Annotated in this window: 10 protein-coding genes and 1 pseudogene; 2 read left to right on the top strand and 9 right to left on the bottom strand. The window is 59.7% G+C overall.

Annotation, left to right across the window (positions count from 1 at the left end):
- Nucleotides 1-257 precede the first annotated feature (257 nt).
- Nucleotides 258-875 (top strand): annotated as a pseudogene (locus NG697_RS12805) (IS256 family transposase); the annotation flags it as partial.
- Nucleotides 876-1,034: 159 nt separating this feature from the next.
- Here NG697_RS12805 and NG697_RS12800 read toward each other — a convergent pair.
- From NG697_RS12800 to NG697_RS12770, 7 genes are all read right to left on the bottom strand, one after another.
- A complete protein-coding gene (locus NG697_RS12800) occupies nt 1,035-2,699 on the bottom strand; it encodes a DUF2142 domain-containing protein (RefSeq protein WP_256472948.1) in 1,665 nt (554 codons plus the stop codon).
- Entirely contained in the window at nt 2,696-3,667 is a 972-nt protein-coding gene (locus NG697_RS12795; protein ID WP_252614420.1) for a substrate-binding domain-containing protein, read from the bottom strand. The genes NG697_RS12800 and NG697_RS12795 overlap by 4 nt, the downstream gene beginning before the upstream one ends.
- A gap of 167 nt (nt 3,668-3,834) precedes the next feature.
- Nucleotides 3,835-5,808, bottom strand: a complete 1,974-nt coding sequence (locus NG697_RS12790; RefSeq protein WP_252614419.1) for a DUF6541 family protein — start codon at nt 5,806-5,808, stop codon at nt 3,835-3,837.
- A complete protein-coding gene (locus NG697_RS12785; protein WP_252614418.1) occupies nt 5,805-6,566 on the bottom strand; it encodes a hypothetical protein in 762 nt (253 codons plus the stop codon). Before NG697_RS12785 ends, NG697_RS12790 begins: the two co-directional genes overlap by 4 nt.
- A 504-nt stretch (nt 6,567-7,070) precedes the next feature.
- Nucleotides 7,071-8,111 carry a hypothetical protein gene (locus NG697_RS12780; protein WP_252614417.1) on the bottom strand — a complete coding sequence of 347 codons (1,041 nt, stop codon included), beginning with the start codon at nt 8,109-8,111 and terminating at the stop codon, nt 7,071-7,073.
- Nucleotides 8,112-8,150: 39 nt separating this feature from the next.
- A complete protein-coding gene (locus NG697_RS12775) occupies nt 8,151-9,089 on the bottom strand; it encodes a glycosyltransferase (RefSeq protein WP_252614416.1) in 939 nt (312 codons plus the stop codon).
- Entirely contained in the window at nt 9,086-9,844 is a 759-nt protein-coding gene (locus NG697_RS12770; RefSeq protein WP_058931952.1) for a glycosyltransferase, read from the bottom strand. The genes NG697_RS12775 and NG697_RS12770 overlap by 4 nt, the downstream gene beginning before the upstream one ends.
- 170 nt (nt 9,845-10,014) lie before the next feature.
- On the opposite strand from NG697_RS12770, the gene NG697_RS12765 reads away from it, so the two are divergent.
- Entirely contained in the window at nt 10,015-10,896 is an 882-nt protein-coding gene (locus tag NG697_RS12765; protein ID WP_252614415.1) for a glycosyltransferase, read from the top strand.
- A 74-nt stretch (nt 10,897-10,970) separates the two neighbouring features.
- On the opposite strand, the gene NG697_RS12760 is transcribed toward NG697_RS12765, so the two are convergent.
- Both NG697_RS12760 and NG697_RS12755 read right to left on the bottom strand, forming a co-directional pair.
- Nucleotides 10,971-11,360, bottom strand: coding sequence for a DUF2304 domain-containing protein (locus tag NG697_RS12760; protein WP_058931954.1), 390 nt, complete (start codon nt 11,358-11,360; stop codon nt 10,971-10,973).
- Nucleotides 11,361-11,369: 9 nt separating this feature from the next.
- Complete coding sequence (locus tag NG697_RS12755; protein ID WP_256472947.1) at nt 11,370-12,101, bottom strand: glycosyltransferase family 2 protein; 732 nt, start codon at nt 12,099-12,101, stop codon at nt 11,370-11,372.
- Nucleotide 12,102 lies beyond the last annotated feature (1 nt).

Raw genomic sequence — 12,102 nt, 5'->3', positions numbered from 1 at the left:
TGCCTGGCCTGATTCTTAGCGCTCATTTGGCAGGAAACCAGCCACCAACTCGGCAGGATTTCCTGGCTGAAACGGCCTACAGATAGTCGATCACACACACCCATCTTCCCACCCCCCATCACTCGCGAAATAATCCCACCCGTGTTATCTCACAGCGGGGGCGTAATTAAAAGACTTCAGCGAGCGAAAATCCCCGGAAATTCAATAATTTACCCGCACGACCACCCAGTCATGTCAGGAGCCCTGGTCTCTGGGCCGGGACCGGCGGGGAGGGCGCGAAGTTCTGGATGAGCGTGCTCACCGACATCAAGAACCGCGGCGTGAAGGACACCTTCTTCCTGGTCTGCGACGGGCTCAAAGGCCTGCCCGAAGTCGTCACCAACGTCTGGCCGCTGACAACCGTTCAGACCTGCATTATCCACCTGATCCGCAATACCTTCCGGCTGGCCTCGAAGAAGGACTGACGCGCTCAAACGCGACGTGAAGCCCATCTACACCGCCGTGAATGCTGCGGCAGCCAGAGCGGCGTTCGAGGAGCTCACGGAGCGTTGGGGCAGGAATACGGGGCGATCGTGCGGCTGTGGGAGAACGCGTGGGAGGAGTTCATCCCGTTCCTGGACTACGACGTGGAAATCCGACGCGTGATCTGCTCGACCAACGCGATCGAATCCCTCAACGCCAGGTACCGGCGCGCCGTCAAGGCCCGGGGTCATTTCCCCACCGAGCAGGCTGCGCTAAAGTGCCTCTATCTGGTCACCCGATCCCTCGATCCGACCGGTGCCGGCAAGACCCGATGGGCCGTGCGTTGGAAGCCAGCTTTGAACGCCTTCGCCATCACTTTCAGCGACCGATTCCCGGCAGCTGAAAGCTACTAAAAGAAACCGCCGGATACACCGTCAATGAGATAGTCCCGGGCCTGGCGGGCCCTGAAGAGTGCATTATGAGCGGTGAAGTCCGCGGAGAAGTGGTTAAGTCAGGTGCTCAACGACCATAAGCCTAAAAATTCAAGAAGGCTGCTTAGTCAGTGTCCGGGTTCAATTATTTGGCAGCCCGCTAGGTAATATTGCACTTACTTCCGAAACGGAGGGCTGCCTATCTGTCTGACGGCCCCTAATGGCGCCTCTTGTGTCCTTCCGGGCACCCTTTGAATTGACCCGTTTGACGAGGCTCTGCCCGGGGTAGAGATACCGGAAGAGGATCTCCATGCCTGCGGCTGACGCGCCTAGGTACAGCACGGTCAGCAACAACCAGCCGAACGGCGGCTGCCAGCCGGGGGACGAGAACAGGGTCTGCCAGTTTGCCAGCTCACTGATTCCTACAACATAGCGCCGAAGGACATACACGAATGCCAGCGTGTGGCATCCACCTACAAGCCAGAAAATGATCCTCGCTGCTTTGACGGCCATGCCTTTGTTTGCGAAACGCAGCCGCCTTAGCCCAAGCCCGACCGTGATGAACAGGACGACCACCAAGGGGAGAGTGTATCGGCCCTGCCAGATGAACCCCATGGAGCGCCACAAGACAGTTTGAAGAAGCGCCGGCACAACATACAGCATGGCAAGGGATACCCAGTATCCCGTCCAGCTCCGCAGGGGCCGGATGCAGAAAGGGGCAACGAGCGCCGCTATCATCAGGGCGCTCCACACGAGCATCACGAGTTCCGGGACGGGCGTATCCAGCCAGCCCATGACCCCGATGTACTGGGGGAAGAAGTCGAACGTCCGGTCCAACATGATCAAGAATCCCCGGTAGAGCGGGGCATCAGGGTGCGGACTGGCGATGCCGTCGGGAGCCACGCCCACATTTGCCGGGCCATTGGAGGCGATCCAGGTCCAGAGGAGGCCCAAAAGCGTTCCCGGTACGGTAAGCCCGACGGCAATGAGGACACGCTTGTCTGCGAATACCTGGAGGGTGCGACGGAGTTTGAACGAGCAGACTCCAGCCACGAGTGCGCATAGGAGCCACACCAGGGAGATCTGGCGCGCATTGGCTAAAACCACAGTGGACGCGGCAACTGTCGCCAGAGCTGGAATAACGAGCTTGGTATTCCGCCAGTTGTCCAGCACCACTACAAACCCGGAGAAAGAAGCCATGGTGGCGGCAATCTCCATTGAATTCGGGTTGATGCCGCCACCAAGGAACAGGACCATGGGCGTCATGGCGAGCGCAGCCAACAGCACGGCAAACTGGGGCCGTCGCAGCTCTGTCAGGGCCGTGAATCCCGCAGCAAAGAAAACGGCGCAGAACAGGGCGCTGATCAGCCTCATTGCGTAGATTGCTGGCGCGCCGGACATAATCAGGGTGGGAAGCCCCACCAGCCAGTAGTACATGGGGTTGTAGGACGCGGCCGAGGTAACGCCGATGTTCGTGTAGGTGTCGTCTGCGTAGACCAGCGGAGCGCAATCTGCCGCCTGCCCGCGATTGAATTTGTAGCACCCCTGACCGTGGAGGTTGGCGATATAGTCTGGAACCTTGACGTGGACACCGTGGCCGAAGGAAGTTCCTTCCTCAACCAGAACCTGGCCACGCACAACTGCGGCAGCCTTGATAGTGTGCGCCGGCTCATCAGGGAAGCCCATCAGAGGCGTCGCAGCGGACCACAAGCCTAAGAGCACGGCGAACAATCCGGTCAGAACGGCGAACGTCCGCAGTGGTCTTGGAATTGATCGGCCCTTTGTGGGCCGACTGCTGATGCTCATCGCGCGTCTCCGATTGTGCGTACGAGCGCCAGGCCCTCGCTGATGGCCTTCTTGCTCGGTGACATAACAAAGGAATAAGAATTGGCGTCCTTTTGCGCCTTCTCGCCGAGAAGCGCCTCGCCAAAGGACCGGGTGAGGAGGTTGAGGGGTTCCTCGACGTACTGCTGGCAGACATTGACGTAGATCACGGTCGCCAATCCATAGCCTGCGCGGTCGTCCAGGGCTTGGACAACAGAGCGCGGCGTCGTCGTTACCTGGCCTGCGGCGACTGCATTCACCACAGACGCTGCGTCCATCTTCCGTGCCTGGCCGTCAAACACCAGTTGAGTGGCGACGAAGCGGTTACCGATGATGCCTCCATCAAGTACCGCCAGGCCGCCGTCAGTGTCGTCCAGCTTGTTTGCGAGGTCTCGTGGCTGCGAACCGGTGAGTCCCTTCACATCCTTTGGCCAGCGGTCCGGCTGGAGAGGATTCCAAGACACGCCGGGTGAGTTAGCCAGATAGGTGTTGACAGCGCGAGTTGTTTCCGAGGGGCCCTCTTCGGCCATTACTTTGATCTCGACGTCTGGCAGGGGCTGTTCAGCGTTCAATGCAGCGATCTTCGGATCGTTCCAGCGTTCTACGTCTCCCCGCAGAATCGCTGCCAGCGTTGGGGCATCCAGCACAAGGTCGTTGATTCCGTCGACTTTGATGGCGACTCCGACCGGCAGGACACCGGCTGCGATGGAAAGTGCACCCGCCGAGGTGCAAAGTCCGGAAATCGCCGCTTTTTCGGCGTCGGACACAGAGCTTCCGCTCGCCGTAAAATGGGCCTGGCCATCACTGAAGGCCTTCAATCCAGCGCCGGCACCATCGGGGGAGTAGCTGACAGACGCGCCTTTGACCTGGCTGCTCCACGAGACACTCCAGGCGCTGACGGCACCTTGCGCAGATTGGCCACCGATGCCGGTGAGGGCGCCTTGAACCATGCCTTCAGGAGAATGCGAGCACGCTGACAGGGAGAGCATCCCTGTCAAGGTGGCCGCAACGCAGAGCCTGACACTTCGCCTAGAAACAGAAATCACCACTCCAGCCTAGTGGCACAGTGCCGGAACGGCTGACACGTGGCACGCAGCGGTAGCGCGTCCTACTCCAGTTATCCGCACGAGGTAATCCGGTAAAGCTTGGCATCGGGTCCTTCCGAATCCAACAATTCGAAGCCGGCGGCATTGCCAATGTCGGTAACACCGGGGAAATCATTGGATCCGGCCAGATCAAGCATGTAAGCGCTACCGAAGTCCAAAACGAACTCCACCTTCGTGTGACGGAGGGCATCGCACACTTCAGGATCAGCGGGCTCAAACTTCAGCCGTTCGTCGATGAGCTCACGAATTGGGTCGATGCCGGCGAAAAGGTGTGGCGTCAACACTCGACGCCCGGCATAGGCGTAAGCTAGCGAACTCCCGTTCCACGGGTTGTCAGCAATGACGGAGTCAGGCGGAACGTGATCAGCAACACGCGCGAGCAGAGCGCGCTCGTCCTGGGTCAGCATTTCCGATTGCGCGTCGAACCGATAAACCGTCGAGGCCCCGGAAACATAGTGCGATGTAGGGCCCACGAAAGTGGCGAGAACCGTCACCACCAGGACGACTGATGCCGCTGCCACGAATTGACCTCGTCCACGGACGATGGCAAGGCGTTGTTCAAGTGCGGAAGTAGTCCGGGTGGCCGCCCGGGACCTGCGCCATAGAGCCCAAAGGTGAAGCCCGCCCACCACCGCAATTGGGGTGGTGAACAAGGGCAGCAGGGCCGCCAACCGATAAGTGTCTTGGTACCACGTTCCGACGATGGCGTCGCGAATGAAGCCTGTGGGGGCCGCTGCGGCGACTATGTACAGTGCAGCAACGGCACCATAGCAAGCGGCAAGCAAAAGGTGTTTGCGGTGGCGGACCACAACATATAGGCCGCTGACGGAAAGAACAGACACGACGACGGCGGGAATCGCCAGCTGCATCGGGCTTACGGTCAGGATTTCCCCTATGGCCGCGCCGGGCTTCACTGTTGGTCCCCAATTGTCGTAGTGTGCCGGCCGAAGTTTCAGCCAGGAAACGGCTGCCAGGCCGAGCACGAAGACCGTGGTCAGCGCGAACAGGCCCTGCCGGAGGTTCGGCGTCCGCCAAGGGGCCAGGCGCCGTGCCCGTTGCCACCACAGGAAGAGCAGGACGGGGGTGGAGATGGCAAGAAGGGTATTGATGGAACTCGTGTGGGCAAATGCAAGTCCTCCTATGGCGAGGGCGAGTGAGGCGGCTCCGGCGCCCCGGCTTCCACTGTGGCTCCGGCCCACACCGCATAGAGCGAACACTGCCGTCATTGCGGCAGGCAACATGCTGACCGCCAACGCGTATGGAAACAGAGGGCCCCAGACAATCATCAGGTAGGGGAACGCCACCTGGGCGCCGGCGACGATTGACGCCAGGATTAGTGCTGCCGGGCGCCGGGAAATGACAGACCCGACGAGAAACAGGCACGACGCGGGCCAAATGACTGCAGCGATAACCAGATTCAGGGCATTCTGTGCAGTCGGGATGTCAACGCCTGTTAACTGCACAAGAAGGGCTGCGATGGAATGCCAGGCCGCGGGGTATACAGCATCCAGACCAGAAACTCCCTGGAGCGACGCCAGCGTCAACGACGAAGCGTTCCCGGTATCAAGGATGAAACGGACCGCGTTGAGGTGGAACACGTTGTCGAATACCTGGGCCGGGTTGACCGGGGAACCAACCAACTGCGTGAACCGCCACGTAACACAGGCCACTGCGATGATCACGGCAAGGTAGGGCAGCAACCCCCGCCATGAAACCTTTGCCACCGGCCACTCGACTCCGCGTGTCATGAGGAGGGCTAATCCGGCCAGCACTGCGCAAATGGCGAGGTACGGAACGATGTTCCAAGGCACGCCCGGGACGTCCGCAATCGTTCCGGCGAGGCCGGCGGCTGCCGTCGAGTGCAGCGGCGCCATGCCAATCACAGGACCCAGCCTGAATTTCAGGCACGCGGCTATGGCCGCACCGGGCACATACATCAACAGCACAGCCAGTAGGACAACCGGCAGGAAGCCGAGCCACGTCATGAAGCCGCCTGCTTCGACGCGGTGTTTGTGTCGGGGTCCTTGAGTAGGCGCAGGACGACCAGCATCTGGATAGCGGTGACAACGATTTCACCAAGGGCGAGTCCGAGGGCGCCGCCTGGGCCGCCCATCAAGTCGGCCAGAACGATCATGGCAGGGACGCCCACGACGGCACCGGCAATAGTGCTGGTCAGTACCGTCCGCATGCGTTTTGCAGGGACCAGCCAGTGCGCACCAGTCGAACTGGTTACACAGACCAAGAGAAATGACAGCCCGAACCAGAAGCAGGTCCAGAAATCTGCGGCCAGCGCCTCACTGAAAAGCAGCGCCGTTGCCCAAGGACCGGCAACAGCGAGCAACAGCCAGCCCACCAGTCCAAGTCCGGACAGGGCAACCAGCGAGTATTTCCGGCGGCGGGCATGGTCGCCTGCAAAGTCACTGACCCAGCCCTGCAGGCTGTTTCCAAGCGCTGCCGTGGCCAGCAGCCCGATTCGGTATAGCTTTTCTGCCGAGACAAACGCTGCCAACCCGCCGGATGCAGCCATGAACTGGACGATGATGATAGGCGTTGAAGCATAGGATCCAGCCGCCAGAGTGATGCCTGCGCCGGCACGAAGAGCCCAAATCTCGCGGATAATCCGGCCGAAGGAAAGGTCCTGGAAATCGTCCTTGTGTGCATGATGCGCATTGAAGAGCAACGTCCCGGCAAGACCCAACACCAACAAAGCTGCTGGGTAGATGATTGTCTGTCCGGTGGTCAAGAGAATGGGGATTACACCCAAAGTTGCGACCATTCGGGGTACGACGTCGTACTTGGCGATCCTGCCGGGGTGGCCGGTCGCGATGCAGTACCAGGCGGGCGTTAGGCCGGAAGCCGCCTGAGCGCAGGCCATGAGGAAGGCCAGCCAGAAGTTGGCAGGATCCCCGGCGAGGCCCAAGGCAACAAACATGAGGGGGATAGTACCGAGGAACATCAGTGAACGTGTTGCAAAACTCACGGCGTAATGACGGCGCCGGACAGTCTCATCCGCAGAGGATGCGACGGCTGCTGGCCCGGTGAGGGACCATCCAAGACCGACGACGATCGCGGCGATGGCCCCGATGGCTTGGCCGAGCGCAAGTGAAGTCCATACCGGCGCCCCGCCGACCCTTGCAACTATCGGAAGCAGGATGAAGGATGCCAGCGAAGATAGGAGCGGTAATCCCGCAAACGCGGCAATCCTCTTGATCATGCTGGGAAAACTCCGGGGTGGGCGCGCTGCATACTACATGTAGTCATATGCGTCCTTGCCGAGTCGGTTATCGATGAAAATGTCGGTCACTTCCTTCCGGAAGCGCTCCCGTTCGGCCTTTATCGCAGAACGGTAGGCATCCTGCTTGCGGATCTCCTCCGAGAGGTTGTCCATCAGCCGGGGAAGCGCGGCGGCAGTAGCCGAAACTTCGTTGTCGTCCGGCATGATTTTGTGCTCCCACGGAATCGGGACGTCAGCGAAGTATGCTCCCGAGCCGCGTCGCGCGACAACTGCTAAAGCTCCAGACAGTGCGGCTTCGCGGGGCATTCTGTCTTTCCCGGGGTGATGCCCGAGATCCAGATAGACACCGCATGTCTGCAGGGTGCTGACGACTTCTGCGCGCGTCATGCCCTGAATCGGCAACCATTCAATTCCAGGATCGCAAACCTTCCTGACGGCGTCGATGATGTGGGCGCCCTTAGCCGGGTTATAGGTCACCAGCCGCGGGTTGCGTTTTGCTTCATTTGCTGGGCCGAATTCATCCTGGGGAGTGAAATCAGAAAGCAGTGAAGGGACGGTGTTCAGCCGGCTGGCAATAAATGACCACGCATATGAGGACTGCACTAGATGCACGATGTCACGCCGCTGCCGCATCTGAAAGGGGGTGTCCCCGTGCTTCAGCATGCGCAGGAACGGCACCCATGTTTCGCGGATCTTTGTCGGCAGGCCGCCGGTGGTCCGCTGCCAGAGGCGTTCGCCCATGAAAGTCAGCGCATTGTCTATGCTCAGCCACCAAATCATTTTCTTGGCGTGTTTGTACGCGAACACGTCTTCGATGAACGTCTCGGGCACCACTACGATGTTGCCCGCAGTGTCTTCGATCGTGTCGGCTTCCGGCGCGTCATAGATGGAGTACTGGGCGACGCGGGGTGTAGCTGCGGTGGTGTAGTGGGGCACGAGATAGGCGTCCTGCCCCAACTCCCGGAGTGTTGACACCAGCTGATGCAGTGCTTCGGGGCCTCCGGTGCGCAAACCGCGGTGGTAGAGGACAAATATCTTGCGTGCGTTGCTCACGGTATTCTCTCGATCTTCGATAGCTGATCTGGCGCGGTTTTAGCGCAAACGGGCGGCAAGGGCGTCATCGATCTTACCCATGCGGCCCGTCCAGGCATCTTTTGCTCCCGCCATGGCCGCGATGAGGTGCTTTCGCCTGTTGGGACCGTATACGAAGCGGACGATATGGCTTTGGACCTCCATGTACAAGCGACGAAGCACCCATGCCGGCTGTTTTCCGGCGAACCTGCGGGCCATGACCAAGGAATTCCGGGTGATGTAGTAAACACGGAACGGAGGGTGGTAATAAACGTTCAGCTTCTTCTGCCCTACGCGGACCCGCCAGCCAAAGATTTTCATGGGCCTGGCATTACCTAGGCTGTGCTCGAGGTCGCAGCCGCGACCGGAGAGCGAACGGAAGCCGTGGTCGCGAAGCCGGGCGTTGAATTCAGTGTCTACGCAATCGATAAAGAAGTCTTCATCGAAATAGCCCACGGCATCGAAGACTTCAGAACGGATCATGCTGCCGCTCGTCATGGGGTCGAAGACTTCCGGCTCACGCGTGCCTCCCAGCGTAGGAAGCGCTGCGTGATTGTGGGACTCGGCGCAGACCATGCCCAGAGTGTCAGGGTGATCAGAAGCATGGGCGGTCGCCAAGGCGGCGGTGATGTAATCCCCGGAGAAGCGGGAATCCTGGTCCATCGTGACGATCCACTCGGGATTCCAGCGTTTGCGTGCTTCCTGGATCCCGGTGTTGAGGGCCTTCGCGATACCGGAGTTTGTGTTCAGGCGGACGACGACTGCCCCCAGTTGCTCGAAAGCGCACATCGTGTCGGTGACGTCACGAGGGGAGCCGTCGTCGACGATGACAACCCTGCTCACAAAGCGGAATAGCCACTTGATATTCTCGACGTTTTCCGGACCGGGATTGAACGCGGAGACAACAGCGCAGACCTCCGAGTTTTGCCGGACCTTGTCCGACGATTCGCTGCCCGTCATGCTGCCCTTGCTGCCAGGCGTGCGCGCCGGACCGCTTCGAGGACATTTCGAACAAAAGCCACACGCGCGCGGACGATTTTCGACGCCGAGCGGATTCCCCGCGGCGTGAGATTCTCACCGTGCAGGCGGTGACGAATAGTGTCTGCTTCGAGGTAGGTGATGGAACGGTTAACGTTGCCGACCATGGCGATCCATTGGTCATGTGACTCCGCCATGTGCTGCGGGAAAGGCAGGATCTGGTTGAGAATCTTGTTGCGGACAGCCATTGCGCACCCCCAGTGCAGGCGGTATCCGACGACGATTCCGATGAGGTTGCGCACGGAATGTTCGGAGTGCTCAGCCCGGAGGCGGATTTCGTGGAATGTTCCAAGTGGGCCGTCGAAGTGCTCGCAGTTGCTCGCGACCATGTCTTTGCCATCCATGGCAGAGATCATGGCCTCAACGCGGCCTGGGATCCAAACGTCGTCCTGATCGGAGAGGAACACGAACTCCCCGCGGGCTTCGCCTAGCGCCCTTTCGAAGGTACGGACATACCCCGCATTGACGGCCGCCTGGATGATTCGGATGCGGTCATCCTGGATGCCACGCACGATGTCCGCGGTGTGGTCGGTCGATTTGTCGTCCACCACAATCAGTTCGTCGTGGGTATCCAACTCCGAGATGATGGACTTGATCTGTTCTTCGATGTGGGTGGCGCCGTTGTAGGCGGCCAGGCATACGCTCACACGTGGAGTCACGCCGGGGGTGGGGTCCATCAGGATTGCTTTCTGTTTAGGCCCCCGTTATGCGCCGGCGGGGCGGGGCCGGTCCTTCAGCAGTCTAGCAAGGCAGACGAATCGAACTGGACGCGGGGCGGTCAACTATAATCGAGGGGACTCAGCCGCCGAGTGCTTCGGGCGGAAACTACGGAAGGAACCTCAGGTCCATGACCGTTGACGTAATGTTGCCATACTACGGCGATGTCGATCAGATGAAACTCGCCGCGCGCAGCGTGATGAATCAGGAGAACCAGGACTGGCGCCTCGTCGTCATTGATGACGGGTATCCGGATCCGGAACCCGAGCGGTGGTTCTCGACCATCACTGACTCGCGCGTGACGTACTTGAAGAATGAGCAGAACCTTGGCGCCAATGGCAACTACCGCAAGGCGCTGACCATGGTCGAGGCCGATTATGTCGTGATCATGGGCGCCGATGATATCATGCTGCCGAACTATCTCGATATTGTGGTGGGTGCATTCTCGGCTTATCCGAACGCCGATGTCGTACAGCCCGGGGTCCAGGTCATTGACGAGAAGGGCATCGCCTGCAATCCCCTCGTGGACGCAGTCAAGAAGCTGTACGCCCCGAAGACAAGCGAACGTATGGAGCTCAAGGGGGAGGCCATGGCCACGAGCCTTGTCCGTGCCGACTGGGCATACTTCCCGTCGCTTGCTTGGCGTTCGGAAACAATGACCCGCATTGGTTTCACTGAAGGATTGGATGTTGTACAGGATTTGGCTCTGCTGCTGGACATCGCCGCAGAAGGCGGCTCAATGATCATTGATCCGACCCTGTCGTTCCTTTACCGTCGCCACTCGGCCTCAGATTCGTCCGTCCGTGCGATGGACGGTCGGCGTTTTGACGAGGAGCGCAATTTCTTTGAACTGCAAGCCAAGCGCTTCAAGGACTTGGGCTGGAACAAGGCCTCCCTGGCGGCCGCGTTCCACACAACGTCACGGCTGAACGCTGGCTCTCTCGTGCTGAAGGCCATTGCCCGTGGAAGGTTTGATTCCCTGCCGCGACTCGCTAAGCACATCGTCAGCTGACCATCGAATAATGAATGAGGCGGCCATCCCGATTGGGTATGGCCGCCTCATTCTTTAGTGCACGTTTTGGAACTTCACTTAGTGGCCGCTCCGTTGGTGCCCTCGGAGGAAGTTGAAGCATCAAGCTGCCGCCGGAGCTCCGTCATGTCCTGTCTTAAGATTGCGACCTCCTCGGCGAGAATGCGGACCTCGTCCTCGGCCTGGGACTGCTCCTGGGAGAGGTGGAGACAGACGCCGACCAAAAGAACCAGCGTCATGATAAAGAGAAGATTCGCGGGAACCTGGATCCCCACTAGCCTGCTGGCGAGCTCCAGCAGCCCTGGGAAGGCGGACAGCAAAAGAGTCCCGAGTCCGATGATGATCCACAGAACAGCGTATTTTTCACGCAGCTTTTGCCGCCGAAGCATCTCAAAAACGAAAAAGAGGATCGCCACGACGACGATGGATCCCATGAGTAGCGACATATCAGGTTCCTAGTTGGACGATGGTTCGGATTTTTTGCGTGTCAAGGCGAAGATCAACGCCAGTCCGGAGCGACCGAGGTAGATCGCAGCCTTCAGTGGATCGTGGCTCGGGGCACCCCCCTGCCTTTCACGCATCGAAACGCCAACTTGATGGACAGTGCATCCCGAGCGGATCGCGACGACCAGGGAGTCAATGGTGTCGCCGAGGTATTCGGCCGGGTAGTGGTCAACGTATTGACGGATCGCCTTAGTGTTCCCGGCGCGAAATCCCGACGTGACATCGGTCAAACGAGTTCCGGCAATTCGTGAAATAGTCCATGCCAGCACGTTCATGGCCCACTTTCGAGGACCCTTGACAACGTACTCACCTTTGTCAGCGAAACGGGCACCGATTGCGATATCAGCGTGGGCCAAACCATCTAGGACCGCTTGTATGTCTCGGGGATCGTGTTGACCGTCAGCATCAACCTGGATAACCCGCTCGTAGCCGTGCTTTTTGGCGTACTTGAACCCTGTCCGCATTGCGCCGCCCACTCCCATGTTGAAAGGAAGTTGAATGACGGTGGCCCCGGCTTCGCGGGCCACCATTGCCGTGCTGTCCCGGGAGCCATCATCAACGACGAGGATGTCGCAGGGCGGCCCGAAGGTGAAAACCTCCTGGACGGTGTTACCAATGGCTTCGGATTCGTTCCAGGCGGGCATGATCACCAGAGTGTCATGTCTGCGTATTTGCGCAACCATT

The sequence above is a fragment of the Pseudarthrobacter raffinosi genome, assembly GCF_023913835.1.
GTDB classification, from domain to species: domain Bacteria; phylum Actinomycetota; class Actinomycetes; order Actinomycetales; family Micrococcaceae; genus Arthrobacter; species Arthrobacter raffinosi.
This window is presented reverse-complemented; position numbering and strand designations above follow the sequence as displayed.

Coding starts and splice junctions, on each gene's coding strand:
- NG697_RS12755 (WP_256472947.1), bottom strand. CDS start 12,101: ATGGTTGCGCAAATACGCAGACATGACACTCTGGTGATCATGCCCGCC.
- NG697_RS12790 (WP_252614419.1), bottom strand. CDS start 5,808: ATGACGTGGCTCGGCTTCCTGCCGGTTGTCCTACTGGCTGTGCTGTTG.
- NG697_RS12800 (WP_256472948.1), bottom strand. CDS start 2,699: ATGAGCATCAGCAGTCGGCCCACAAAGGGCCGATCAATTCCAAGACCA.
- NG697_RS12765 (WP_252614415.1), top strand. CDS start 10,015: ATGACCGTTGACGTAATGTTGCCATACTACGGCGATGTCGATCAGATG.
- NG697_RS12775 (WP_252614416.1), bottom strand. CDS start 9,089: ATGACGGGCAGCGAATCGTCGGACAAGGTCCGGCAAAACTCGGAGGTC.
- NG697_RS12760 (WP_058931954.1), bottom strand. CDS start 11,360: ATGTCGCTACTCATGGGATCCATCGTCGTCGTGGCGATCCTCTTTTTC.
- NG697_RS12770 (WP_058931952.1), bottom strand. CDS start 9,844: ATGGACCCCACCCCCGGCGTGACTCCACGTGTGAGCGTATGCCTGGCC.
- NG697_RS12795 (WP_252614420.1), bottom strand. CDS start 3,667: ATGGTTCAAGGCGCCCTCACCGGCATCGGTGGCCAATCTGCGCAAGGT.